We start from the raw sequence: 25,279 nt of genomic DNA, 5'->3' as shown, positions 1-25,279 counted from the left end.
GGCATGCTCGCTCAGCGGGAAACAGGAGGGCCGCGCCGACGCCGTCGTCGCCCGCGAGACGCTCGTCCTGACGGCGGGCCCGGGCGCGTCCTTCCTGAAGGACGACCGAGGAACCACCGGACGCACGGTCTGCGGGTGCGTGCGTGGAGGCCGTTCGGATGAGAGCCTCTCCTATGCGCGCATATGAGCTGGTTGAGCCGTATCCGTCGGTATCCGCGGACGACGACGCCGTCACGGCCGCCCGTCTGTTCGTAGAGCACCGGCTGCCCGCCCTGCTCGTTCTCGACGGGGATCAGCGGCCGTACGCGATCGTGCCGGGCTCGCAGCTGCTCAAGGTCATGGTGCCGGAGTTCGTGGTGCAGGACCCCACGCTCGCCGGCGCGCTGCGGGGCGGGGACGCCGAGTCGTTCACCGAGCAGCTGCGCGGGCTGACGGTCGCGCAGTGGCTGCCGCAGCACCGCACCATGCCCACGGTGGTCGGCCCGGACGCCACCGCGCTGGAGATCGCCGCGGTGATGGCACGTACGCACACGCCGCTGGTGGCGGTGGTGATGGCGGACGGCGAGGGGGTCCGTACGGCGGGGGCGATCACGGCGGCCCGGCTGATGGAGCACTTCCTCACCGTCCCGTGAGCCGTCGGGGAGAGAGCGGCCGCCCGTCTGCCGGACCTGCTGTTTCACGCCAACTGGCTTCGGTTTTCAGGCTCTCTTCAGGTGGAAACATTCAGTTCACCCAACAAACAACTTTGCCGGGCTATGGTGATTCTTGACCGGCCTTTGACCATTCGTTGATGAGCGCATGAGGTAGTGAACTGCCTGGAGAGGGGCGGACGGTATGCGGACGACGACGCCGACGGCCCGCCGCCGCTCTGCACGGAGTGAGCCCTCATCGCGCCGGCCCTCTGTCCTGTAAGCCCGACGCGCCCCCACGCGCGCCAGGAGGAATCACCACAACCATGCAACCCCTCATCGACAACGCCCGCACATTCGGACAGCGCCCTGAGGAGTTCGTCAGACTGGCCAAGGGGCAAACGCCCGAGGTCCTGTTCATCACCTGCTCCGACTCCCGGGTCGTGCCCGCCCTGATCACGGGGGCCCGGCCCGGCGAGCTCTTCGAGCTGCGCACCGCCGGCAACATCGTCCCCCCATACCACTCCGACCAGCCCACCGGCGAGGCGGCCACCGTCGAGTACGCGGTCGAGGTCCTCGGCGTCCGGCACATCGTGGTCTGCGGCCACTCCCACTGCGGCGCCGTCGGCGCACTGGTGCGCGGTGACGACCTGACCGCCGTACCGGCCGTGCGCGACTGGCTGGCACATGCCGCCGACGAGCCCACGGGCTCCGACACGGGCGACCCGACGGTCGCCGAAGCCGTGCAGCACCATGTCCTGGCCCAGCTCCTCCGGCTGCGCTCCTACCCGTGCGTCGAACAGCGTCTGGCCGACGGCCGACTCCAGCTGCACGGCTGGTACTACGAGGTGCACACCGGAGCCGTACGCGAACACCGCCCGGACACCGACGCGTTCGAGGCGCTGTGAGCGGGGCCGCGAACGGGAGGGCCGCGAGCACCGCGCCGGTCACGAAGGCCCGGTTTCCCCATCTGCGTCAGGACTTCGCGGCGTCGCTCGTCGTGTTCCTCGTCGCCCTGCCCCTGTGCGTGGGCGTCGCCGTCGCCTCCGGCGTCCCGGCCGAGCTCGGACTCGTCACGGGCATAGTGGGAGGGCTCGTCACCGGACTGCTGCCGGGCAGCAGCCTTCAGGTGTCGGGCCCGGCCGCCGGCATGACCGTGCTGGTCTTCGAGGCGGTACGTGCGTACGGGCTGCCCGCGCTCGGTCTGATCGTCCTGGCCGCCGGTCTGCTCCAGCTGGCCATGGGCGCCCTGAGACTGGGGCGGTGGTTCCGGGCGATTTCGATCGCGGTGGTCGAGGGCATGCTCGCCGGTATCGGCCTGGTGATCATCGCCGGCCAGCTGTACGCGGCGGCCGGCCTGAAGGCGCCGGCCTCCGGTATCGACAAGCTCATCGGGCTGCCGGGGGCCACCGTCGACGCGCTGGGCAGCACCGAGGCCCTGGTCTCGCTGGCGGTCGGAGCGGGCACCGTCGCCGTGCTGGTGCTGTGGAAGAAGCTGCCCAAGGGCGCCCGTACGGTACCGGGCGCGCTGGCCGCGGTGATCCTGGCGACGGTGGTCACGCCGCTGTTCGGACTGCCGGTCGCCCGCGTCGAGGTGCACGGCCTGCTGGACGCCGTGCGGCTTCCCGGTGCGGACGCCTTCGGCGCGCTGGCCGGCCCGGCCGTGATCGGGACGATCCTCGCCTTCACGCTGATCGCCTCGGCCGAAAGCCTCTTCAGCGCCGCGGCGGTGGACCGGCTGCACGACGGTCCGCGCACCGAGTACGACAAGGAGCTCATGGCGCAGGGCGCGGGCAACGCGGTGTGCGGTGTGCTCGGCGCCCTGCCGATGACGGCGGTCATCGTGCGCAGCTCCGCCAACGTGGCGGCGGGAGCGAAGACCAAGGCGTCCCGGGTGCTGCACGGCGCGTGGCTGCTGCTCTTCGCCGCGCTGCTGCCCTGGGCGCTGGCCCTGATCCCGCTGCCCGCTCTGGCCGGCATCCTGGTGCACGCGGGCTGGAAGCTCATCCCCTTCCGCCAGCTGGTGTCGCTGTGGCGGGCACACCGGGGCGAGGCTCTGATCCTCGTGGCCACGGCCGTCTCGATCGTCGCGGTGAACATGTTCGAGGGCGTCCTGATCGGTCTGGCGCTTTCGGTGGTCAAGACGGCCTGGGAGTCGTCGCACGCGCATCTGGAGGTCGTCGACAAGGGTGCCGGTCCGATCCGGGCGTATCTCTCCGGCAACGCGACCTTCCTGCGGCTGCCCAAGATGCTCGACAGCCTGGAGGCACTGCCCCAGGACCGGCCGGTCGAGCTGGACCTGTCCGGTCTCCACCACCTCGACCACGCCTGCCGTTCGGCCCTGGAGAGCTGGGCCGAACGGCACAGCTCGGTCGGTACGGAACCTGTGAAGGTCACGGCGAGCATCTGACCCGCCGGCTCACCGGGCGGTGCACGGAGACGTGCACCGCCCGAGTGGCGTTCTTCCTGTCGCGCCGCTCAGAGGGCGCTGACGATGTCCTCGACGCGGGCCTTGGCGTCGCCGAAGAGCATCGCGCTGTTCTCACGGAAGAACAGCGGGTTCTGCACGCCGGCGTATCCGGAGGCCATCGAGCGCTTGAACACGATGACCTTGCCGGCCTCCCAGACGGTGAGCACCGGCATGCCGGCGAGCGGGCTGCTGGGGTCCTCCGCTCCCGCCGGGTTGACCGTGTCGTTGGCGCCGATCACGAGGACGACGTCGGTCCTGGCGAAGTCCTCGTTGATCTCGTCCATTTCGAGCACGATGTCGTACGGCACCTTGGCCTCGGCGAGGAGCACGTTCATATGACCGGGCAGGCGGCCGGCGACGGGGTGGATGCCGAACCGTACGTCGACGCCCTTCGCGCGCAGCTTCGAGGTGAGCTCCGCCACCGGGTACTGCGCCTGGGCGACGGCCATGCCGTACCCGGGCGTGATGACCACGGACCGGGCCGATTCCAGGAGTTCGGCGACGCTCTGAGCGGTGATCTCCTGGTACTCGCCGTAGTCGACGTCCGAGCCCGTGGGGGACTCGATGCCGAAGCCTCCGGCGATCACGGAGAGGAACGAGCGGTTCATCGCCTTGCACATGATGTAGGACAGGTAGGCACCCGAGGAGCCGACGAGCGCACCGGTGATGATCAGCAGGTCGTTGCCGAGGAGGAAGCCGGAGGCCGCCGCCGCCCAGCCGGAGTAGCTGTTGAGCATGGAGACGACGACCGGCATGTCGCCGCCGCCGATCGAGGCCACCAGGTGCCAGCCGAGGGCGAGGGCGAGGACCGTCACGGTGATCAGCAGCCACAGCTCCGGCGTGATCACGAACCACACCGTCAGGGCGAGGAAAAGGACCAGCGAGCCGAGGTTCAGGGCGTTCTTGCCCGGAAGCACCAACGCCTTGGAGTCGATCTTCGCGGCGAGCTTCAGATACGCCACGACGGAGCCGGTGAAGGTCACCGCGCCGATGAACAGACCGATGAACACCTCCGCGTGGTGGATGTCCAGGGTGCCGAGGGCGTCCAGGGCCTTGGCCTCGTGGCCGTCCGGGTCGTACTCGACGTTCAGGAAGCCGTTCCAGCTGACCAGCACGGCGGCCAGACCGACGAAGGAGTGCAGCAGCGCGATCAGCTCGGGCATTCCGGTCATCTCGACGCCGCGGGCCCGCTGCAGGCCGATCAGCGCGCCGATCAGCATCGCGGCGGCCATCAGGCCGAGGCCGGCACCGCTGACGTCGCCGTCCAGCGCGAGCACGACCGTCGCGACGAGCGCGACGCCCATGCCGAGCATGCCGAACGCGTTGCCGAGCCGTGCCGACTCGTGCTTGGAGAGTCCTGCCAGCGCAAGGATGAACAGCAGCGCGGCGACTAGATAGGCCGCCTGTGCGGCAAGGGTCGCAGACATGTCAGCTCCGGTTGAACATGGCGAGCATGCGACGCGTCACCGCGAAGCCGCCGAAGACGTTGATACTGGCCAGAAGGATGGCGACGGACGAGAGCGCCGTGACCGCTGTGCTCGTGTGCCCGATCTGCAGGAGCGCGCCGACGACGATGATCCCGGAGATCGCGTTCGTCACCGACATCAGCGGCGTGTGCAGCGCGTGGTGCACATGCCCGATCACGTAGTAGCCGATCACGATCGCGAGCACGAAGACCGTCACGTGGGGCAGCAGCGCCGCGGGGGCGAACGCGGCGGTGAGGAACAGCGCCAGCGCGCCGAGCGCCACACCGCCGAACCTCTGCTTCGCCGTCGCCGGCGCCTTCTTCGGCTTCGCGTGCTCCGTCGCGGCGGCCGCCGCGGGGGCCGGGGCCGCGGAGACCTGGACCGGCGGGGGCGGCCACGCCGACTCGCCCGCGCGTACGACGGTGATCGAGCGCTGCACCGGGTCGTCCCAGTCGAGGACCAGCGACCCGTCCTTGCCCGGCGTCATCAGCTTCAGCAGGTTCACCAGGTTCGTGCCGTACAACTGCGAGGCCTGCGCCGCGAGTCGGCCCGCCAGATCGGTGTAGCCGATGATCGTCACGCCGTTGTCCGTGACGGTCTTCTCACCCTTCACGGTGCCCTCGACGTTGCCGCCGTTGGCGGCCGCCATGTCGACGATCACCGACCCCGGCTTCATGCTCGCCACCATCTCCGCGGTGATCAGCGTCGGCGCGGGACGGCCCGGGATCAGCGCGGTGGTGATGACGATGTCGACCTCGCGGCACTGCGCGGCGTAGAGCTCGACCTCGCGCGCCTTGTAGTCCTCGCCCATCTCCTTGGCGTAGCCGGTCTTCGAGACCTCCACCTCCGCGGACTCGATCGACAGGTACTCGCCGCCCAGCGAGCGGACCTGGTCGGCCACCTCCGGTCGCGGGTCGGTCGCCCGTACGATCGCGCCGAGCGAGCCGGACGCGCCGATCGCCGCCAGACCGGCGACGCCGGCACCCGCGACGAGCACCTTCGCCGGCGGAACCTTGCCCGCCGCGGTCACCTGACCGGTGAAGAAGCGACCGAACTCGTGCGCGGCCTCGATGACGGCGCGGTAGCCGGCGATGTTCGCCATGGACGACAGCACGTCCATCGACTGGGCGCGGCTGATGCGCGGCACGGCGTCCATCGAAAGGGCCGTGAAGGGACGCCGGCCCAGGTCCTCGACCATCGCCGGGTCGAAGGCCGGCGCGAACAGGGCGATCACCGTCGCCTCGGGGCGTACGAGGTCCAGCTGCGACGGAGTCGGGGCGTTGACCCCGAGCACGACGTCCGCGGCCGCCGCCTCGCCGACGGTCGCGCCGGCTGCCTCGTAGGCACTGTCGGTGAAACCGGCCGCGACCCCCGCGCCCGGGTCGACGACCACGTCGTACCCCAGTCTGCGGATCTGTTCGATCGTGGCCGGCGTCGCCGCGACGCGATTCTCACCTGCCCGCGCTTCCTTGAGGACTCCGACAATCACGAGTGTTCTCCGTTCGCTGTACTGGCTGTCAACGGCGTGTTCTCAGAAAGGTGCTCCCACGATGATCCGGAGCACGAGGCACAGCTTGGCCGCCGGGAGCTCTCCTTGAACAGCTCCCACCAGTGAGGTACACGCAACACTCGACACGGCCGGGATCCCGTGCTTCACAGAACGTCGCCGCCCCGCGGGAGGGCCGGCCGACGCACCGGGCCTGACCGGCGCCGCACGCTCCTTTACGTGGGGCGTTCGACATCCCGTCACACGTTCGGCATCGTGGGCGTGACCGTGACGACGCCGCGAGGGGCGTGTCACGGTCCGCCTATCGGTACGGCTCCGGAGCCGGACCCGTGTCAGTCGTCAGCGCTGCAGTGTCAGCAGACCCGGCCGGTAGGGCCACAGGCCGTACTCGCCGCCGGAGCCGGGGCTGCGTCCCTGGTAGAGGAACTGCAGGTTGCAGGGGTCGACCGTGAAGGTCTGATCGGCGCCGACGCGGATCAGTTCGCCGTGGCTGATGTCATTGGTCCAGGTGGCGCCGCTGTTGGCCTTGCCGGCGAAGGGGTTGCTCTCGGTCGCGGCCTGGGGCGTCCACGAGCCGTTCAGACTGGTGGCCGTGAACGAGCGGAAGTACCGGCCCTGCGAACCGATCGCCTCGACGATCATGAGGTAGCGGTCCTGGCCCTGGAGCTTGTAGACCTGCGGGGCTTCGAACAGGTTGTTCGTCGTGTCGCTCATGATCGTCGTGTACGACGAGCCGAAGCTGCCCGGGAAGTTCCCGATCGGCATGCTCGCCCGGTAGATCTTGCCGTTGTCACCGGCGAAGAACAGGTACATGTTCGTGCCGTCGGCGATGAGCGTCTGGTCGATGGGGCCTGTCGTGGAGCCGGTGATGCTTCCGGTGAAGAGCACCTGCTGCGCCGACCAGCCGTTGGGGTTGGTGGGGTCGCTCGACGTCCGGTAGGAGAAGGCGCTCCCGCCTCCCCACTGGTAGGCGAGCACCCAGATGTTCTTCGGCGCGAAATAGAAGAGCGTGGGCGCGACGACGGAGTTCGCCATGGTGTTCTGGCCGGCCGAGGCCATCTCCGACCAGTTGGTGAACGGGGTGAAGTTCATCGAACCCCAGCCCGCTCCGGTTCCCGCGGCGCCATGCGTCGTCGCGTACACGAGGTGCTTGCCGTTGTACGGGGCGACGGTGAAGTCCTTGAGCGAGGCCCAGCCCGACTTGGGCTGCGCGAGCGCGCCCGTCGACGACCAGCGGTACGTCGAAGGAAGAGCGCACTGGCCGGGGGTACCCGTACCGACCTTGACGAGCTGCCACTGCTGGTTGGTGCCGCCCCAGTCGTCGTACTGGACGATGTTCGCGTTGTCGGCGGTGGAGGCGCCCTGCACTTCGAGGGCCTTGCCGCTGTGGCGCGCGATGAGCCTCACATGGCCGTCAGGGCTGTCGGCGAGCCGCCACTGCTGGTTGGTGCCGTTCAGGTCGGACCACTGGACGATCGCGCCGCCGTTGGCGGTGGAAAGGTTGTGGACGTCCAGGACCTTGCCGGAGTGGCGGGACTTGACGCGGTAGTAGCCGCCGCCGGAGTCGACGAACTGCCACTGCTGCTGGTTCTGGTCGTTCCTGGTCCACTGGGTGATGCGGGCGCCGTCGCCGGTCGCCAGGTTGTGGACGTCCAGGGCCTTGCCGCTGTTGCGGTTGACCAGCACGTACGAGGCCCTGGTGTCGACGGTCGCCGCGGCGGCGGGCGGGGCGCCGAGGAAGGTGACTCCGAGCAGCAAGGACGACAGGACCGCGAGTACGAGACTCAGGACCAGGGGTGGATGGCGGAAGCGCATCAGAAGAGCTCCTTCGGGGAGTGGGGTGACCCTGACGGACCGCGGAGCGGCCGCTTCGGGGGGCCGGGGACGGGATAGGTGTGAAGGTGGCCGCACATGCCGAAGACCTGGCGCCTCGGGCGTTCCAGGCGTGACACCTCGCCGTCGCCGAGGTGCGAGAGGTCTCCGGCTTTCAGCCGTTCCAGTTGACGGCCGGTCGTGACGGCCGCGGCCAGCGGGCCGTCATGCCAGCGGATCCGCCAGGCGTCCAGGAGCTCGCTCTTCAGGCGGTGGGCCGCGGTGTGGAACTCCCGCAGCCCGCCTTCGCGCAAGGCCAGGAAGCCCTCCAGGGCCAGGTCACGGCGGCGGCGCGCCGCCGCGGAATGGTCGCCGGTCAGGGCGGCCGCCTTCCGGTAGGCGTGGGGATTGGCGAGCACAGGAGCGGGGAAGGTGAAGACGGCGTCGCCCGCCTCGGGCAGTCCGCTGTTCTGCATGAGCACCACGAGGCGCAGGCCGCCGGCGTTGACGAGGCGGTGGATCGTGCCGGGGGTGAACCAGACGACGTCGCCGGGGTGCAGCGGGGTGTCGGCGAACCCGGATGTGGTGAGGGTCTGGACGCTGCCGGCGCCGTCGATGACGACATAGGCCTCGGAGCAGACGAGGTGCATGTGGGGTGTGCCGCCGCACAGTCCGTCGGCGGCCTCCCAGTCGTACACGGTCAGTCCGGAGATCCCCACGCCGCCGGGGAACGGCGTCACCACGGGTGTTCCGCGACATGGCGGGCCAGGCGCGCGGGGGTCCACGCGCCGTCGGCCACGACGATCCGGTAGCGGCGCGACAGGGTGTCGCCCGGGGCCAGCGGCAGTTCCTCGTCGAACGCCAGGGACGGGTTGACGGCGGGGATGGGCTCGCTGCGGACGAACCAGCGGCAGGGTGCGTCCGGATCGTCCAGGAACAGGAGCGTGGAGGAGCGGTCGACCTCGTCGTGCCTGCCGGTGAAGGCGAGCCAGTCGCCCTTCTCGCCCATCCCGGGGCCGGTCACGGCGCCGCCGGTGAAGTCGCGCGGGCCGCGCCAGAACAGACCGGAGTATCCGGCGAGCTCTCTGCCCTGGGTGCCCGGGCTGCCGAACACCAGATCGGTGTCGTGGACGTTGGTCAGCGCGGTGGTGACCTCCAGGGTCCAGGAATCGGCCTCGACGTCGCGCGCGGTCAGTGTGCGGCGCTCGTCGATCCAGTGCTCCCCCGCCATCGTGTGCCAGGCCAGGTCCTCGGTGATCACGGCGCGGCCGCAACCCGTTTCGGCGGACACGGCGAGGCTGCGCATCGTGCCGAGGTTCGGCAGGTCGACGTAGCCCTGGCCGCGCAGGTAGGTGCCGCCGCCCCAGAAGTTCTGCCCGGACACCCACGACGCCGTGATCTGGACGCCCTTGTGCCAGCGGTGGTCGTGCGGCCGGTACCCGGTGACGACGTCGCCGGCGAGCGTGCGCACCGGATGCAGGTAGGGCTTCGGCGCCTCGAAGGGGTCCATGACCGGCCGGTGCACGTACCGGAAGAGGTCGACGTCGCGAGCCCTGACTATCAGCGAGTCCTCGTTCTCGAGGAGTTCGAACGTCATCGGAACACCTCGGGGCGTCCGCCGTTGAGCGAGCCGTAGAACGGGTCGGCCGTGCCGATCTCTCCGCGCCGGACCGGCAGGCCGGTGATCGCGGCTTTGTACAGGGCGGTGACCAGTTCCATGGTGGGCCTGCCGAGGTCGGGCCGGATCCCCGCCTCGTAGCCGTCCAGGAAGTCGGCGAGCTGGGCGGTGTGCGAGCTGGGCAGGTCGTCCGGCGGCTCCCATTTCACGCCGGCCGACCTGGTCGTGACGGTCCAGTCCGCGTTGGAGTAGCCGTACAGGTGCCGCAGCTCGACGGTGGCGTCGGTGAGGTCGAACCGCAGGTAGCTCTCCTCGCGCGGGGAGAGGACGCTGTTGACGACCGTCGCGAGGGCTCCGTTCTCGAACCGGACCAGAGCCGCGGACACGTCCTCGGTCCGGACGTCGCGCTCCAGTCGGCCGGCCATCGCACGCACCTCGGCCCAGTCGCCGAGCACCGCGAGCATCAGGTCCATCTGGTGGATGCCGTGGCCCAGCGTCGGGCCGCCGCCCTCGCTCTCCCAGGTGCCGCGCCACGGCACCTCGTAGTAGGCGTCGTCGCGGTACCAGGCCGTGACGCACTGCGCGACCAGGGGACGGCCCAGTGTCCCGGCCGCGATCCGGTCGCGCAGGTAGCGGGCGCCCGAGCCGTACCGGTGCTGGAACACCGCGCCCGCGACGGCGGTCCCTTCGGCGGCACGGATCCGGTCGAGCCCGGCCAGCGACAGCGCCACGGGCTTCTCGCACCACACCCAGGCCCCCGACTCCAGGCAGGCCACGGCCTGGTCGGCGTGCAGGAACGGAGGCGTGCACAGGTGCACGAGGTCCGGGCTCTGCTCCTGGAGCATGGTGTGCAGGTCGGTGTAGACCGCGGGAATGCCGTGCTCGGCCGCGAACGCCTCGGCACGCGCCGCGTCCACGTCGACGGCTGCCACGATCACGGCCCGGTGCGCCTGCGCCCGGAGGGCGGGAACGTGGCAGATGCCCGCGATCCCGCCCGTTCCGACGATCGCCGCTCTGATCATCCGCCCAGCACCTTCCTGATCGAGTGAGGGGCGGGCTTGGGCCGCGGGTGCTCGTCGTGGGGCAGTGCGGCGCCGGTGGCGGAGCCGACGTACTTGTGGTGCTTCCTGGCCGGTTCGCCGAGCGTCCTGGGACGGGGCTCGGCGGCCGCGGGCGCGGCGGCGAGGCCGGCCCCGAGGCAGCAGAGGGCGGCGGGCAGGGCGATGAGATTCCGGGACATGAACATGAGGGACTCCTCGGGTCCTTGGCGGTTCAGTCGAGGACGATCGTGGTCAGCGCGCGCGGGGCGAGCTTCGCCGTGAGGGTGGTGCCCCGCGTGGAGACGATGTCGGCCGGGGTGATCGAGCGGGTCTCGTCGGTGACGTAGCCGTCGGGGTGGCGGTCGTGGCCGCCGCGAAGGGAGAACTCGGCGGAGCTTTCGGTGGTCGCGGTGTTGAGGATCTGGATCACGCGACTGCCGTCGGTGTTGCGGAAGGCCGTGATCCGCAGTGCCGGGTCGGCGTTCGTGACCGGCACGCGGACGGCGTCGGGGCGGATGAACCGGCTGAAGGCGGCCAGGGCCCAGTACCGCTTGGACACCCGGTAGTCGTCACCGGGGTCGGCGAGCTGGATGAGCCCTCGTGTCGCGCCGAGGGACGCGCCGGTCCAGTAGACGTAGGCGTTGGCGTTGCCGACGGTCAGGGTGTTCTGGATGTCGGCCGCGACGGTGAAACCGTCGTAGCCGCTGCCGTCGTCCCAGCTCTCGTTCCAGGTGGTGCCGTCCGGCGACCATTCCGACATCCACACACGCTTGTCGGTCGGCTGTGGGACCGAGGTCGGACCGCTGTAGCGGTGGCCGGTGATGGTCCGCACGGCCTTGCCGGCCACGGGGTCCGCCTCGATGGCCTCGGTGTAGGCGACCTGCCGGTCCCAGCCGGCGGCGTCGCAGCAGACCAGATCGGTCTTCAGACCGGATGCGCGAACGGTCGGCCCGAGGACCTTGAGGAAGTCGACGGCCTGCTGCGGGGTGAACCGCATCGAGGCGTACGTCGCCGTCCAGTCGGGTTCGTTGGTGAACCCCAGGTCGGTAATCCCGATGCCTTCCCGCTGATAGAACTTGGCGTACTGGACGAGGTAGTTCGCGTAGGCCTGGCGCCATTCGGGCCGGAGCTCGCCGCCGTCGTTCTCGCTGTCGTTGGTCTTCATGAAGGCCGGGGCGCTCCAGGCGTCGGCGAAGAACCGTTCGACGCCGTAGGCCTTGGCCTCCTTGGCGAGCCAGACCTGGCCGCCGTCCCAGCCGTCCCAGACGTACTTCGGCGGGGCGTCCGGCCCTCCGGGATCGGCCGGCAGGATCGTCGGCATGTGGTCGTAGACCCTGTCGGTCGACGAGCCGATGCCCAGGCGCAGGATCGAGAGGCCCGCGCCCTTGTCCTTGCTGAGCAGCAGGTCCAGCACCTCGCGCTGCTTGGCCGGGCTGAGGCCGCGCGCCCCGTGCAGCAGGTCGGCGCGCTGGAAGGCCATCGAGAAGCCGAATCCGTCGATGGGCTGGAGTGCGGTGCGGAAGTCGATGGCGGGGCGGGCGGGGTCGGCGGCGGGTCGCGCGGGGGCGGCCGCGACCTGCGATGTGAGCGCTAACATCAGGACGGCCGTCAGTACGGTCAGGCGTTTCACAAGGTCTCCTCGGGGTGGAGGTAACGCGGGGCGGGTCAGCCCTTGGTGGCGCCCGCGGTGAGGCCGCCGATCAGCTGGCGCTCTGCGACGGCGTAGAAGGCCAGGGCGGGGACCATGGCGAGCACGATGTAGGCGAGGACGAGCGCGTAGTCGGTCGAGTACTGGCCCTGGAACTGCTGGACGCCGACCGGGATCGTCTGCCATTTCGGGTCGTTGAAGACCAGCAGCGGCAGAAAGAAGTTGTTCCAGCTCGCGACGATCGCCAGCACCGAGACCGTGCCGAGCGCCGGACGCGCCATCGGCAGCAGGATCTTCCAGAAGAAGCGGAACTTGCCGCAGCCGTCCACGACGGCCGCCTCCTCGATCTCGGCCGGGATGGTCCGGAAGAAGCCGCGCAGGATGATGATCGTCATGGGGAGCCCGAAGGCCGCCTGCGGGAGGATCACCCCGAGCGGGTTGTCGAGCAGGTCGAAGGTGCGCAGCATGAGGAACAGCGGCAGGACGGCCACCGCGAACGGGAACATCAGTCCGATCGTGAACAGGGTGTAGAACAACTCCCTGCCCCGGAAGGCGTATCGGGCCAGCACGAACGCCGCCATCGCGGCGGCCGCCACCGTGCAGAAGGTCGTGCCGATCGCGATGCCCGCGCTGTTGGCGATCTGCCGCCAGAACATTCCGTCGCCGAGAACGCCGGCGTAGTTGCCGGTCTTCCACTGCTCCGGCAGGCCGAACGGGTTGGTCGTGAGCTCGCCGGTGCTCTTGAACCCGGAGATCACCGCGTAGATCAGCGGCACGACGACGAACGCGCCGATCAGCCAGATCACGGCGTGCAGCGAGAGGCCGCGTGCCGTCCCGCGGGCGGTCATCGGCCACCTCCCGTGGTGACGGCGCCGCTCAGGTCACGGCGGAGCACGTAACGCTGGTAGAAGAGGGAGAAGACCATGCTGATCACGAACAGCACCACGCTGATCGCACTGGCGTAGCCGACCTGGTACCGCTTGAACCCGAATTGGAACATCGAGATCGCCATCGTCTCGGAGGAGTGGTTGGGCCCGCCCGCGGTCATGACCCAGACGAGGTCGAAGAGCTGGATGGACCCGATGACCGAAAGGAAGACACTGATCCGGATCGTCGGGCCGAGCAGCGGCAGCGTCACGTATCGGAAGCGTTGCAAGGCGCCGGCGCCGTCGATGGAGGCGGCCTCGAGGATCTCGGCCGGGATGCTCTGCAGCCCGGCGAGGAAGAGCATCATGTGGAAGCCGAAGTACTTCCAGATCATGACCACGAACAGGGTCGGCATGACCGTCGAGGGATCGGCGAGCCACCTGCCCTGCAAGCCCTCCAGGCCGATGGCGCCGACGAGATGGTCGGCCATGCCGTCGCCGGGCAGGAAGACCATCGTGAAGAGGACCGCCGTGACGACCTCGGACAGGACGTACGGCGCGAAGAACAGCATCCGGTAGACGGCCCGGCCGCGCAGCCTCTGGTTGAGCAGGACCGCGGTGAACAGCGCGAACGGCAACTGCACCGTGATCGACAGGATGATCAGGTACAGCCCGCGGCCCAGATCGCCGAGGAAGACCTGATCGTCGAAGAGCCTGGTGTAGTTCGCGAAGCCGACGAAGTCGTCCATGGGGCCGATCCCGCCCCAGGTGAAGAAGCCGGTGTAGACGGCCACGACGATCGGGGCGAGGACGAAGACGAGGAAGAGGACCAGGGCCGGTACGAGGAACCAGGCGACCGACGCCCAGCTTCCCCACCCGCGCAGGAGCGACCGGGCCGGGGTGGGCGGGCGCACCGGCACGGCGTCCTCCGTCCGGTCCTCGGCCGGGCCCTTGGCCGGGGTGTACACGGAGCTAGGCACCCTTCGCAGCCTCGGTGATCGAGGTGGTGACCTGCTCGGGCGTCTTCTTGCCCGCGATGAGGTCGGCGACGCTGTCGTTGACCTCCTGGCCGACCGCCGGCGGGTAGGCCTGGTCGAGGAAGAGCTGGAAGCCCGTCGCGTTGACCAGGGCGTCGGCCACCACCTTCTTGTCGGCGTCGGTAAGCAGCCTCTCCGCGCCCTTGACCACCGGCAGGTAGCCGTTGGAGGCCAGCAGCTTGGACTCGTTCTCCAGGACGAAGAACTTCAGGAAGTCCAGCGCCTCCTTCGGGGCGCCCTTGCGCAGCGCGAAGCCGCCGCCACCGCCGAACACCTCGGTGGCCCGGCCGGCACCGCCGTCCACCGTCGGGAAGGGGAAGAAGCCCAGGTCCGCTCCGAGGCCGCCGCCGGCGTCCTTCTGCACCGACGGTGCCCACTGCCCCATCAGCTCCATGGCGGCCTTTCCGTTGCCCATGGTCGCGGCCTGGCCGCCGGGGGTGGCGTAGCCGGCGCCGAGGAAGGCCGTCTGGAAGGGCTGGAGGTCGACCAGTTCCTTGAGGTGGGTGCCTGCCTCGACGAAGCCCGCGCCGGTGAAGTCCTTGGCGGTCGCGGCCTCTTGCAGCGCGGGGAGGCCCGCGACGCGCATCGCGAGGTACGCCCAGTAGTAGTGGCCCGGCCACTTCTCCTTGCCCGCGAGGGCGATCGGGGTCACGCCCGCCGCCTTGAGCTTCTCGACGTCTTCGAGGAGCTCGGCCCAGGTGGCCGGCGGCGTCGTGATCCCGGCCTTGGCGAAGAGCTTCTTGTTGTACCAGAAGCCGACCATGCCGATGTCGTAGGGCACCCCGTACGTCCGGCCCCCGAACTGATAGGCCTGCAGCGAGACCGGGGTGAGGTCGGACGACCAGTCGAACGCCTCGGTGAGGTCTTCGACAAGACCCGCGTCGACCTGCTGCTGGAGCACGCCGCCGCCCCAGGTCTGGAAGACGTCGGGGAGCCTGCCCGAAGAGGTGGTGGCGGTCAGTTTGGACTTGAACGCCTCGTTCTCCAACGAGGTCGTCCTGATGGCGATGTTCGGGTGAGCGGACATGAACGCCGAGGCGATCTCCGGGAAGAGGGACTTGCCGGGCTCCGTCGTGGCGATGTTCCACCACGCGAACGTCACCTTGCCGTCGGCCGACGGCGCACCGCCGGAATCGTCGACGCCGCAGGCCGCGGCCATGGAGACGGACAGTGCGGTCAAGCCCGAGAGCGCCAGGAAGCTTCGTCGGCTCGGGGGGATGCTGGCCATGTGACCTCCGGGTTGGGGAATGCCGGTGGACGCCCGAAAATGTTTCGAAATGCTCTCGAATTCTGTGCTGCCACAAACTAGGAACGCGGGGCTTCCTGGTCAAGGCTTTCGTCAATTTCGCTAGAGACAGCCGCTGTTCATGGGCTTGACAAGCAGTCACGCCGACCAGAAACTCTTCGAAAGTTTGCGATACCTATCGCCCACCCAAGTCGTCCGCGCAGAGGAGAGAAGTTGAGCGAGCAGCGTCCGACCCTGGCCGTCATCGCCGCGGAGGCAGGGGTCTCCCAGGCCACCGTGTCCAAGGTGATCAACGGCCGCTCCGATGTCGCACCCTCGACACGCGAACGGATCGAGGGCCTGCTGCGGTCGCACAACTACCTCCAGCCCGGTCGGCAGGGCAGGGCTCGCAGGTCGGGCCTGGTCGACCTGATCATCGGCGGCCTGGACAGCGCGTGGGCGGTGGAGATACTGCGCGGCGTCGAGGCCGAGTGCGCCCGGAGGAGCGTAGGCACCGTCGTGTCGCTCGTCCCGCCGGGCGAGGCCACGCCGTCGAGTTGGGCCGCACTGCCGGTCCTGCACCACAGTGACGGCGTCATCCTCGTCACCACCTCGGTCACCCGGGCCCAGCGCGCCCAGGTCGAACGGGCCGGTGTGGCGCTGGTCGTCATCGACCCGATCGACCTGCCGGGCAACGGCGTTCCGAGCGTCGGCGCGACCAACTGGGCGGGCGGCCTGGCCGCCACCGAGCACCTGCTGGAGCTGGGGCACCGCCGGGTCGCCACGATCGGCGGCAGGAAGGAGATGCTCTGCAGCCAGGCCCGCATCGACGGGTACCGGGCCGCCCTGGAGCGGGCCGGGATCGAGGTCGACCGCGACCTGATCCGGTTCGGCGACTTCCAGCACGAGGGCGGGTTCCAGGGCGCTCGGGAGCTGCTCGCCCTCCCCGATCCGCCGACCGCCATCTTCGCCGGCAGCGACCAGCAGGCGATGGGCGTGTACGAAGCCGCCCGGCAGAACGGCCTGAGAATCCCGCAGGACCTCAGCGTGGTCGGCTTCGACGACCTGCCGATGTGCGAATGGCTGTCACCGCCGCTGACGACAGTGCGCCAGCCGCTGGAGGAGATGGGCCGGGTCGCCGCCCGCACACTGTTCCAGCTGCTGGAGGGCCAGCCCCTGGTCAGCCCCCGGATGGAACTGTCGACCGAGCTCAAGGTCCGGCTCTCCACCGGCCCGCCCCGCCCCCAGGAGCAACCGTGACCGGTCCCCGGCGTGGCGGCCTCGTGCCCGCGTCCGTGCGCGTCGCCGATCTGCTCATACGGATGTCATGGGAGGAGAAGGCGGGGCAACTCGCCGGTCCCTGGGCGAGATCGGCGTGGCCGTCGGATGGTCCGGCGGCGATCTCCCGCTCCGGGGCTCCTTCCTCGACGGCGCCTGGCAGGACCTGACCACCGCCGAAGCCACCTTTCTCACCCCCTGTTCACAGCGTCCAGCTCGGCCTCTACGCCACCTCCGACGGCCGCCCGTCCACCAGCCAGGCCCACTTCACGTGGTTCGACATCACGTATCCGAGCCGGCGGGAACGGTCCGCACAGCAAGAGACACATGCGAATTCAAGGAAGTGCTCGGCACCCATAGCGGGATCTCTCCCCTCAGGAATCTTCGTTCGGATTCCTGCGCACATGCGCCGAAAGCGACATCCACACCCGGCCCAGATCCCTCTCCGTCGGTCCGAAATGCAAGGACCCTGCATGGCCAGGATTCGCCACGGGACGAAAAAAGAGGCTTGACCTTGGAAGCCTCAGGTCAGAGCCCCACCCCCGTCGAAACTATTTCGATGAGGGCGGGGTTCCGAAACCCTTTCGAAACTCTTGACATGTTTCTGCCAGATTTCCCACACTGAATCCCGAGGCGGCATCGCCCTCCGCCCAAGTGCCGGGGTGCCGGCCTTGCATCGTTACGCCTTGGTGGCGCATGTCCTTACCCATGGACACAGACGTCGCCGAAGGCGGAGCGGATTAATTCCGCCGCGCTCACATCCTTCCGTGAATTCCGTCCTGGAGGTTCAGTCATGCGCTCACCCGCCCTTCCCCCATCCACCGTCCGCCGGAAGATGGGCAGCCTGTGTGCGGCGCTGATCGTCGGCGTCCTCAGTTCCGCCGCCGTGCTGGTGGCTCCCCCGACGTCACACGCCGCCGAGAGCACGCTCGGCAGCGCGGCGGCGCAGAGCGGCCGTTACTTCGGCACCGCCATAGCGTCGGGCAGGCTCAACGACTCGGCGTACACGACGATCGCGAGCCGCGAGTTCAACTCGGTGACAGCCGAGAACGAGATGAAGATCGACGCCACCGAACCCCAGCAGGGCCAGTTCAACTTCACCGCCGGTGACCGCGTCTACAACTGGGCGGTGCAGAACGGCAAGACGGTGCGCGGTCACACCCTGGCCTGGCACTCCCAGCAGCCCGGCTGGATGCAGAGCCTCAGCGGCAGCACACTGCGCCAGGCGATGATCAACCACATCAACGGCGTGATGACTCACTACAAGGGCAAGATCACCCAGTGGGACGTCGTGAACGAGGCCTTCGTCGACGGCACGTCGGGTGCCCGGCGCGACTCCAACCTGCAGCGCACCGGCAACGACTGGATCGAGGTCGCCTTCCGCGCCGCACGCGCCGCCGACCCGGCCGCCAAGCTCTGCTACAACGACTACAACGTCGAGAACTGGACCTGGGCCAAGACCCAGGCCATGTACGCCATGGTCCGGGACTTCAAGCAGCGCGGCGTGCCCATCGACTGCGTCGGCTTCCAGTCGCACTTCAACAACGACAGCCCCTACAACAGCAACTTCCGCACCACTCTGCAGAACTTCGCCGCCCTCGGCGTCGACGTGGCCATCACCGAACTCGACATCCAGGGCGCCTCGGGCACGACCTACGCCAACGTGACCAACGACTGCCTCGCCGTCCCGCGCTGCCTCGGCATCACCGTCTGGGGCGTGCGCGACACCGACTCCTGGCGGGCGGAGCACACGCCCCTCCTGTTCAACGGCGACGGGAGCAAGAAGCCCGCCTACACCTCCGTCCTCAACGCACTCAACGCCGTCTCCCCCACGCCGCCCCCGTCGCCCGGTGCCGGACAGATCAAGGGGGTGGCTTCGGGCCGCTGCCTGGACGTGCCCGCCTCCAGCACCACCGACGGCACCCAGCTCCAGCTGTGGGACTGCAACAACCGCACCAACCAGCAGTGGACCCACACCGCCGGAGGTGAGCTCAGGGTCTACGGCGACAAGTGCCTGGACGCCGCCGGCACCGGCAACGGCGCCAAAGTCCAGATCTACAGCTGCTGGGGTGGCGACAACCAGAAGTGGCGCCTCAACTCCGACGGATCCATCGTGGGCGTCCAGTCCGGCCTCTGCCTCGACGCCACCGCCAACGGCACGGCCAACGGCACCCTGATCCAGCTCTACTCCTGCTGGAACGGCGGCAACCAGCGCTGGACCCGCAGCTGACCTGCCACAGCGAACGGGCGGACCGGTGAAGCCCCACCAAGAAATCGCTGGTGCTCCCGGTTCGCCGTCGTGGTGGCGGTCCCCCTCGCGGCCGGCGGTGTGGACGGGCCCACCGTCCCGGCGCGGCGGGGGGCGTGGCTCCGGCAGCAACTGCCGCGGCTCGCCCACCGACAGGTGGCTGATGTCGCGCGATCAGGCCGGGGTTCCGTCAGAACGCGAAGACCGTGCCGTCCGCCGTGCGGGCCCGCAGTTCGCACGGGTTGCCGTAGGTCTCCGACCAGGTGACGCGGCGGCCTTGCCAGACGCCGTCACCGGTGATCGTGACCGGGTTCCACTCGCGCGTACAGGGGCGGCCGTCCCCTAAGCCCGTCAGGTTCGTGAAGTCGCCTTCCGCGGCGGCCAGTTCCCCGCAGGCCGACGCCGGCGCGGGGTGACTGCCGGACGGGGTGGGGGCGCAGGTCAGGGTGACCGCGCGGACGACGGTGGCGGTCTCCGGGTGCGCGCCTTCACCGATGGTGAGCACGAGCGCCGACGGCGCGTAGAGGCTCGCGGGCGCCGCCCCGGCGGTGCCGGTGCCGCTGAGGGCGGTGCCGACGAGCGCGAGGCCGGTCGCGGTGGCGAACGCGGTGGCGCCGAGGGTACGGAAGTAGCGCACGGGGTGTCCCTTCGCTGGGTGACAGGGGTGATGCGAGCCGATCGGCTGCGCCCCGGAGTCTTGTCGACGCGGAGGGTGATCGCACACCTGGTCGCACCTTTCCGGCCGTGGCCCTCGACAGGCCCCTACCGACTGGTCGTTCGGCCAGTTGGGAGGCGGTGCTCCGGTTCTCCGCCCCGCTTCCCGGGCGCGGCTGCCCACAGGCGGTCCAAGCTCGAACAATCCGCTGACCTGCGCCGTCGCGGAAATGGTTCGGGATTTGACCACCCGCACCCGCTCGTCATCGTCCGGAACCCAAGGCCTCGAAGAGACCCCAAGAACGACCAAGGGACCGTTTCAGATTTCTCGGAAACGGTCCCTCGATCTGCGACTCTTTCGAGTCGGGACGACAGGATTTGAACCTGCGACCCCTTGACCCCCAGATCGAGGGGCCGGGGAAAGTTCCTGACATATGCCGCAATCTATGGGCGCATGGCGTGCACATCCGTGCGTGCTGTGCGTCCATCAACATGGGCGCTGGTCCCCAACTGGTCCCCAAGTAGGCCACCTGGCCCTCGGCCCGCCCAGCGGTCCCGGACAGCTGGGCGGGCGAGGCGCGTCAGGGAGCGATGTCGAGCCGACGCCTTTCGACCCGGTTGCGAAGGCCGCCGACGACCTCACGCCAACGCCACCGTCCGTCCCAGTTGAGGTTCTCGTGGCCGCCGGGCTGCCAGTCCGCGAGCTCTTCGAGCTGCTTGCGCAGGGCTTCCGGTTCAACAGGAGAGCGGTAGGTGCGCTCCTCGTCGAGTCGGCCGGCGATGTCGTGGAGTTTGTGGGCAGCGCGGTAGTAAGAGAGCTGGGTGTCGGTCAGCCGGCGCGCAGAGTAGCCGCCGCACTTGCTGCACCAGTCCCAGTCGTCACGGGCCAGCAGGTCGGAAACACTGAGGAGGTCGTCGCTCCGCGCGAGACCTCGGTCCCGTGCGTGTCGGCAGAAGGGTGAATGTCCCTTACCTTCGAACGCGGGATCCGCGTTCGTGGCGTAGATCTGTACCGGTCCCAGAACACCCAGTGGTAGGCCGCCGCCGCGGCGCCAGCGGTCGGTGCCGGGCTCTCGGAACGGCGTCAGGTCCAAGGGGCCGGGCGTGAGCAAGCCCTCCCAGACCGCGACCGACAGCACGCCGGGGTAGCCGGTGTCGAGGCTCCGCAGGTCGGGAACGCCGCGTGCCATGGCCAGCAGCCGCAGATCCTGCTCCTTCGCACGCTCCCCGTGCACCCATCGGACAGCCGCCTGAGCCCCGCCTGCAAGACCCAGGTCAGCTCCCAAGCTGTCATCCTGCGCTGCGCTGTCATGGCCGAAGTGAGGGCCCTCGTCGGCCTCCGATGTAGGGGCGACTTCCTTGTTCCACGTGCTGAGCAGGCTTTCGGGAAGATCCGACGCGCCGGCGACGATGACGCCCAGCCAGCCCTGCTCGACGCGCTTCTCGATGGCCTGGAGGGGCAGGACTTCCGCTCCTCCGCTGGTCGAAAAGACGATGTAGAGCTGGTCGGCGGCGTACGAGTAGTTACGCAGCGCCCGCAAGTGAGCAAGGGTAACGGGCTGGCGATCGAAGACGGCGGTGTCGTCGAAGACTCCGGGCCGCAGGAAGCCGGGGTGCGCCTCGGAGACGACTTCCGCCGGCGCGGCTTCGGCCCCGCGCTCGCAGGAGAGGACGCTCGAGGATGCGAGCAGTCTGTCGGCGACAAGGGTGGGGACCTTGAGCGTCAAGGTGCGGCGGCTCCAGTCGGCGGTCACGGTCCAGGTCACCACCACCCCGAGGGTCCACCGATCCAGGCCGTCCAGGGCATCACGTGTTTCCCCGCGCGAAGGCTCCTCCGTGTCCTCCGGCAAGCGTGCCGTGACCCACACCGTCGGTGTCGGATCCGTCACCGCGGCCGCGGCGCGGGCCTCGTCCTCCCACGCCTGGATGAGGCGGCGGGCTCCTTCCAGAGCTTCCGCGTGCCCCTTCTTGTTCGACCTGATGCCCTCCACAAGGTCATAACGCCTGAACGCCCGGGAGGCCGACCCCTCCCAGCCGTCTTCGGCCGCGTACTGCCACCTACGCCATAGCGCGCTCAAGCCAGTGGAAATCTGACTGCGGTTGCCGAGCACCGCGAAGGCGTGATCGTCGGCGGGCAGCGAGGGCGTTCCCAGTGCGGCTGCCGCAGCGGCTACGACGAGACCGGCCGGCTCCACGAAGAGGGCCGCCTGCGCCCGGAGACTCTCAAGGTAGCCCTCCTTCGCCAACAGCTTCGGCCTCGCCCAGTCCGCCAGCCAAGGGAAGTCGGCGACAACGGCCTGCGCTCGGCAAAGGCTCCCCGCTGCACGACGCCAGCGGGACAACACCCGCTCCTGCAGCTCCCCGGCCTCCCTGCGCGCTTCCCACCGTTCGTCGTCGTCCTCGTTCGCAGGATCCCGCTCCGAGCGCAGGAGCTCAGCTGCGGCCTGCACCTCGCCCTGGGGCCAGTACACATCCTCGTCCGGCTCTACGTAGGCCTGCAGCTGATGAAGCAACCCCGCTCCGCCAAGCGCTGCCAGGAAGATGCCCAGCCCGGATGTCGGCCGGACCCTCGGGCCCCAGTCCGCGCAACCCGAGCAGAACCTTTCCACCACGTCCGCGCTCAGTGGGATCTCGGTCGTCGTCACGTGGGTCGTACGGAGCAGGCCGCATTCCCTCCGGACATGCAATCTGGCGCTCTTGCCCTTCGCCGAATGGACGGTGATCTTGGTGCCCTCGAACGGCCCGAGCGGTACATCGGCTGTCAGCATGCGGTCGCGCACGAACTCCCCCTTCTCATGCCTCGCGAGCTTAGAGCCGAGCACCGACACACGTGCCGCCACACGAAGAGCCCTTCATCCATTCCGGTCGGCAAGTCCGCAAGTGCAGCCACGTGCGGACGGACGTGAGGGAGCGGCAACTTCCCGCCGGATGTAGGGCGGAATACGTTACCGACTCACCTCGTCCGCAGCCGCACCCCGAATCGGCTGAGCTCGTGGGGCACCGCAGTCCGTCGGCAGCCGCTGTTACCAGAGCACCCTCGCACGGCGCTCACTGTTGAACCCGAGACCGTGTCGATAGATCTCCGGCACCCAGTAGCGTCCGTCGGACCCCTTGCTGAAGACCCCGGATTCGATCAGCAGGTCAGCCTCCGCAACAGTCAGCTCGACTTGATCGAGCTCGAAGGGAACCAGGACCGAGTGGCCGAGCCCCTGCATGTGCACCAGCAGCCGACCAATCTCCTTGTCCTCCTCCCCCACTGAAGCGATCTTGTTCCTACTGCATTCGAGCAAGGCCTTGCGCATTGCGGTGGGGACGAGCACACGATCGTCCACCGTGTCGTTGTACTGCTCCGAATTCTTGGCAGCCGTTGCAAGGAACATGACTACGTCGCGTGCCTGCACCTGGCCGTTGAAATCCCCGAGTGCCGCAGGGACCCACAGGTGGGATCGTGCCTCGCGAGACTTCGCGCTGCCCATCTTCCAGCCCCACACCTGGATGAGCCTGTCGATCAGCTCATCCGCCGAAAGATCGGTGATCCCGGAGAGCGGAACCGGTTCAGGCAGTGCTTCGGCGTGTGCAGTCACCCAGAGCGCCAGGCGCAGCGCCTCTTCCTTACTCCAATGCAAGGCGTAGTGATCGTACCTGCCGAGGAGCTGCCCAGTGTTCTGCCGAACCGCCCCGGTGACAAGGTCGCGCCGGACGAACACCACGAGGCCGAAGGGCCGGCCGCGCAGCGACCGAAGCCATCCCAGGACGTCGATCAGCAGAACCCTCAATGCCGTCCGCTTCGTATCGTTGTCTAGGTTCTGCATGAGGTCCTCGAGGCCGTCGATCACGAAAACCGCCTTGGCTCGTCGACCAAGATCGATCAACACCTCTTCTGAAGTACGCTGCTCGGAGACTTCCAGTCCGCAGGCCATGGCCAGGCACTCCAGCCAAAGACTCCGCCAACCGAGTTCATCCTGACCGCCGAGCCTCCCCAGACCAGCTTTCAGCCTGTCCGAGATACTCGATGCGGTGACATTCCGTCGTGGCACGTCTCCGTGCGCTGACGCGAAGGCATCACGCAGGTCTTGTGGCTCGAGACCCCCGTTCTCCAGGTTCGCTGATTCCAGAACGGGAACGATCGGCGCTTCGACCGTGACCCCTCTGATCCCGGACTGCTCCGCAAACGTCTGCCATGTCCGCGCGGCGCATGCCTTCGCGTACATGAAAGTCTTACCTGCTCCCTTCGCCCCTACTACAAGGGCCTGCGGCAGCTCGGTCCGGTGGTCAGCGAGCAGCCGACGGAGCGGTTCTGTAACGAGGAAGCCACCGGCCGAGGAGAGCCCGCTCTGTTCTGCATAGACGAGGTTGCCCGCGGTCCGAGCGAGATTGCGCCGCAATTGACCGTAGTCCACCGCTACCTCGGGCGCAGAGCCAGCCCTGATGCGGGGTGCGGGGGCCGGAAGGAGGGACTCGAGTCCGTCGGCGACGCCACACGACGAAATCACGTCCAACACCGCATCCCAGGAGGAAGGGAGTGCGAGAAGCTCCTCCCTGAAGGGGCTCAGCACTGGCTGGGCGAGCAGCGCCGCATCGACGGTTTCCGTGTCGTCTCCGTCACGCCCCTCCGGTCCACGGAGCACAGCTCCCAGAGCTGCCGAAAGCCTGCTGCGCGCAGCATCCGCCAGAGCAGTGTGAGTATCCATCCGGTATTGGGTGACAATGACCGACGCTGCGGGGTCGGTACCTTGAACGGTGGGTGCCTTTCGACCAAGCTGCTGAACCATCAGTTCCGTGCCAGCCAAGGATTGATGACTCAACGTAGTGACGAAGATACGCTGAACTCTAGGGTCAAGAAGCACCGGTGCAGAGAGTTCCGAAGCACCCGCCCTGAGGTCAACGACCACCGTGTCCGCTCCGAGCCGTGATCCCAGAGCTGCCAGCGCCTCCGTCACGAAATATACTGACCGCCCGGGGGAGAGAAGGTCCGCAGGCTCGATCCTTGGCGGAGCCAACGTCACACGACGGCTCGATGGCATGACAGTGACACTCCCGCCACTCGCGTAGTGGCCGGCCTGCTGATTGGGCAGGTATGCGACTGCGATGTCGACCGCCGTCGCAGAGTCACCGTTCTCCGCACCCTGCAGCAGAGTGATGAAGTCCTCGTACGTGAAGTCGCACTGTCCGCCCTGCTCCGCGTGCATCCAGGTGATACCAGGAGCCTCCAGGTCGGCGTCGATCAGCAGGACTTTGCCCCCGCTCCGTGCCAGTCTGTCGGCGACTGCCACCGCGTGCACGGTGCGCCCGACGCCCCCCTTGAAGGAGTGGAATGCCATGAGCTGCACATCGTCAGCGAAAGTTAGCGCATCAGGTCGCTGAAGAGGTTCTGCCAGCTGGCGCGTGATGTGCTTCTCCCGCAGCAACGGCACGCGCCTCCTCGCCGCACCAGGTTGCTCAGCATCCACGGTGAGCTCGACCCGCAACCCGGTGAACTCGGTGGTCCGAGGATCGTCGAGGCCGAGCAGCAGCTCGCCGTCAACCCACCCGGCCGATCCGGTGCCGAACACTTCGTCCAGCCAGCGCTTCACTGTTTCGGGCTCGACGGTACTCCTGGTGACCAGTTCCAGACAGTCCCACCAGCCGTCCGCGGCAACGAGCCAGTCGGGCCAATCCCCCGCCAGAGCCAAACTGGTCAAATGCTCATCCACGTCCACCCAGCTGAAGAGGTGGCCAGGAGACACGATTCCGCTGTCCATGATCTCCAGCTTTTCCAGTTCTGCCATGACTCGATCCCCC

19 protein-coding genes are annotated in these 25,279 nt (G+C 68.6%); 5 read left to right on the top strand and 14 right to left on the bottom strand.

The window, feature by feature from the left end; genetic code table 11:
• Positions 1-173: 173 nt before the first annotated feature.
• The 3 genes from ACFVYX_RS05075 (at position 174) to ACFVYX_RS05065 (ending at position 3,039) form a co-directional block, all read left to right on the top strand.
• On the top strand, positions 174-632 hold the full coding sequence (locus tag ACFVYX_RS05075; RefSeq protein ID WP_389679909.1) for a CBS domain-containing protein: 459 nt from the start codon (positions 174-176) through the stop codon (positions 630-632).
• 323 nt (positions 633-955) lie between these two features.
• Positions 956-1,537: a carbonic anhydrase gene (locus tag ACFVYX_RS05070; protein WP_389679908.1), complete on the top strand. Its 582-nt coding sequence runs from the start codon at positions 956-958 to the stop codon at positions 1,535-1,537.
• Positions 1,534-3,039: a SulP family inorganic anion transporter gene (locus ACFVYX_RS05065; RefSeq protein ID WP_389679906.1), complete on the top strand. Its 1,506-nt coding sequence runs from the start codon at positions 1,534-1,536 to the stop codon at positions 3,037-3,039. The genes ACFVYX_RS05070 and ACFVYX_RS05065 overlap by 4 nt, the downstream gene beginning before the upstream one ends.
• Positions 3,040-3,107: 68 nt before the next feature.
• On the opposite strand, the gene pntB is transcribed toward ACFVYX_RS05065, so the two are convergent.
• The 11 genes from pntB to ACFVYX_RS05010 form a co-directional block, all read right to left on the bottom strand.
• Positions 3,108-4,526 carry a Re/Si-specific NAD(P)(+) transhydrogenase subunit beta gene (gene pntB, locus ACFVYX_RS05060; protein ID WP_389679905.1) on the bottom strand — a complete coding sequence of 473 codons (1,419 nt, stop codon included), beginning with the start codon at positions 4,524-4,526 and terminating at the stop codon, positions 3,108-3,110.
• 1 nt (position 4,527) lies between these two features.
• Complete coding sequence (locus tag ACFVYX_RS05055; protein WP_389679904.1) at positions 4,528-6,054, bottom strand: Re/Si-specific NAD(P)(+) transhydrogenase subunit alpha; 1,527 nt, start codon at positions 6,052-6,054, stop codon at positions 4,528-4,530.
• Positions 6,055-6,411: 357 nt separating this feature from the next.
• Positions 6,412-7,887 carry a non-reducing end alpha-L-arabinofuranosidase family hydrolase gene (locus tag ACFVYX_RS05050; RefSeq protein ID WP_389679903.1) on the bottom strand — a complete coding sequence of 492 codons (1,476 nt, stop codon included), beginning with the start codon at positions 7,885-7,887 and terminating at the stop codon, positions 6,412-6,414.
• Complete coding sequence (locus ACFVYX_RS05045) at positions 7,887-8,624, bottom strand: cupin domain-containing protein (RefSeq protein WP_389680055.1); 738 nt, start codon at positions 8,622-8,624, stop codon at positions 7,887-7,889. Before ACFVYX_RS05045 ends, ACFVYX_RS05050 begins: the two co-directional genes overlap by 1 nt.
• On the bottom strand, positions 8,621-9,481 hold the full coding sequence (locus ACFVYX_RS05040) for a PmoA family protein (protein ID WP_389679902.1): 861 nt from the start codon (positions 9,479-9,481) through the stop codon (positions 8,621-8,623). Before ACFVYX_RS05040 ends, ACFVYX_RS05045 begins: the two co-directional genes overlap by 4 nt.
• Positions 9,478-10,524, bottom strand: a complete 1,047-nt coding sequence (locus ACFVYX_RS05035; RefSeq protein WP_389679901.1) for a Gfo/Idh/MocA family protein — start codon at positions 10,522-10,524, stop codon at positions 9,478-9,480. Before ACFVYX_RS05035 ends, ACFVYX_RS05040 begins: the two co-directional genes overlap by 4 nt.
• Positions 10,521-10,748 (bottom strand): hypothetical protein, encoded by a 228-nt coding sequence (locus tag ACFVYX_RS05030; protein ID WP_389679900.1) that lies wholly within the window; start codon positions 10,746-10,748, stop codon positions 10,521-10,523. Before ACFVYX_RS05030 ends, ACFVYX_RS05035 begins: the two co-directional genes overlap by 4 nt.
• Before the next feature lie 26 nt (positions 10,749-10,774).
• Positions 10,775-12,139, bottom strand: coding sequence for a glycoside hydrolase (locus ACFVYX_RS05025; protein ID WP_389679899.1), 1,365 nt, complete (start codon positions 12,137-12,139; stop codon positions 10,775-10,777).
• Between the two features lie 68 nt (positions 12,140-12,207).
• Complete coding sequence (locus tag ACFVYX_RS05020; RefSeq protein ID WP_389679898.1) at positions 12,208-13,038, bottom strand: carbohydrate ABC transporter permease; 831 nt, start codon at positions 13,036-13,038, stop codon at positions 12,208-12,210.
• Positions 13,035-13,940, bottom strand: a complete 906-nt coding sequence (locus ACFVYX_RS05015; RefSeq protein ID WP_389680054.1) for a carbohydrate ABC transporter permease — start codon at positions 13,938-13,940, stop codon at positions 13,035-13,037. The genes ACFVYX_RS05020 and ACFVYX_RS05015 overlap by 4 nt, the downstream gene beginning before the upstream one ends.
• Before the next feature lie 88 nt (positions 13,941-14,028).
• The gene (locus ACFVYX_RS05010) at positions 14,029-15,321 is read right to left on the bottom strand and encodes an extracellular solute-binding protein (RefSeq protein ID WP_389679897.1); all 1,293 of its coding nucleotides are present in this window, start codon (positions 15,319-15,321) and stop codon (positions 14,029-14,031) included.
• 231 nt (positions 15,322-15,552) lie between these two features.
• Between ACFVYX_RS05010 and ACFVYX_RS05005 the strand changes: the two genes are divergently transcribed.
• Both ACFVYX_RS05005 and ACFVYX_RS05000 read left to right on the top strand, forming a co-directional pair.
• Positions 15,553-16,578 carry a LacI family DNA-binding transcriptional regulator gene (locus ACFVYX_RS05005; RefSeq protein WP_389679896.1) on the top strand — a complete coding sequence of 342 codons (1,026 nt, stop codon included), beginning with the start codon at positions 15,553-15,555 and terminating at the stop codon, positions 16,576-16,578.
• Between the two features lie 811 nt (positions 16,579-17,389).
• Complete coding sequence (locus tag ACFVYX_RS05000; RefSeq protein ID WP_389679895.1) at positions 17,390-18,826, top strand: endo-1,4-beta-xylanase; 1,437 nt, start codon at positions 17,390-17,392, stop codon at positions 18,824-18,826.
• Between the two features lie 208 nt (positions 18,827-19,034).
• On the opposite strand, the gene ACFVYX_RS04995 is transcribed toward ACFVYX_RS05000, so the two are convergent.
• The 3 genes from ACFVYX_RS04995 to ACFVYX_RS04985 form a co-directional block, all read right to left on the bottom strand.
• Positions 19,035-19,481 (bottom strand): subtilase-type protease inhibitor, encoded by a 447-nt coding sequence (locus tag ACFVYX_RS04995; RefSeq protein ID WP_389679894.1) that lies wholly within the window; start codon positions 19,479-19,481, stop codon positions 19,035-19,037.
• A 598-nt stretch (positions 19,482-20,079) separates the two neighbouring features.
• Positions 20,080-22,338 carry a hypothetical protein gene (locus ACFVYX_RS04990; RefSeq protein ID WP_389679893.1) on the bottom strand — a complete coding sequence of 753 codons (2,259 nt, stop codon included), beginning with the start codon at positions 22,336-22,338 and terminating at the stop codon, positions 20,080-20,082.
• 183 nt (positions 22,339-22,521) lie between these two features.
• A complete protein-coding gene (locus tag ACFVYX_RS04985) occupies positions 22,522-25,266 on the bottom strand; it encodes a KGGVGR-motif variant AAA ATPase (protein ID WP_389679892.1) in 2,745 nt (914 codons plus the stop codon).
• Between the last annotated feature and the right edge of the window lie 13 nt (positions 25,267-25,279).

Origin of the sequence: Streptomyces sp. NPDC058326 (assembly GCF_042879855.1) — a bacterium.
Classification (GTDB): domain Bacteria; phylum Actinomycetota; class Actinomycetes; order Streptomycetales; family Streptomycetaceae; genus Streptomyces.
This window is presented reverse-complemented; position numbering and strand designations above follow the sequence as displayed.

Coding starts and splice junctions, on each gene's coding strand:
- ACFVYX_RS05075 (WP_389679909.1), top strand. CDS start 174: ATGCGCGCATATGAGCTGGTTGAGCCGTATCCGTCGGTATCCGCGGAC.
- ACFVYX_RS05070 (WP_389679908.1), top strand. CDS start 956: ATGCAACCCCTCATCGACAACGCCCGCACATTCGGACAGCGCCCTGAG.
- pntB (WP_389679905.1), bottom strand. CDS start 4,526: ATGTCTGCGACCCTTGCCGCACAGGCGGCCTATCTAGTCGCCGCGCTG.
- ACFVYX_RS05050 (WP_389679903.1), bottom strand. CDS start 7,887: ATGCGCTTCCGCCATCCACCCCTGGTCCTGAGTCTCGTACTCGCGGTC.
- ACFVYX_RS05040 (WP_389679902.1), bottom strand. CDS start 9,481: ATGACGTTCGAACTCCTCGAGAACGAGGACTCGCTGATAGTCAGGGCT.
- ACFVYX_RS05035 (WP_389679901.1), bottom strand. CDS start 10,524: ATGATCAGAGCGGCGATCGTCGGAACGGGCGGGATCGCGGGCATCTGC.
- ACFVYX_RS05030 (WP_389679900.1), bottom strand. CDS start 10,748: ATGTTCATGTCCCGGAATCTCATCGCCCTGCCCGCCGCCCTCTGCTGC.
- ACFVYX_RS05025 (WP_389679899.1), bottom strand. CDS start 12,139: ATGTTAGCGCTCACATCGCAGGTCGCGGCCGCCCCCGCGCGACCCGCC.
- ACFVYX_RS05020 (WP_389679898.1), bottom strand. CDS start 13,038: ATGACCGCCCGCGGGACGGCACGCGGCCTCTCGCTGCACGCCGTGATC.
- ACFVYX_RS05010 (WP_389679897.1), bottom strand. CDS start 15,321: ATGGCCAGCATCCCCCCGAGCCGACGAAGCTTCCTGGCGCTCTCGGGC.
- ACFVYX_RS05000 (WP_389679895.1), top strand. CDS start 17,390: ATGCGCTCACCCGCCCTTCCCCCATCCACCGTCCGCCGGAAGATGGGC.
- ACFVYX_RS04985 (WP_389679892.1), bottom strand. CDS start 25,266: ATGGCAGAACTGGAAAAGCTGGAGATCATGGACAGCGGAATCGTGTCT.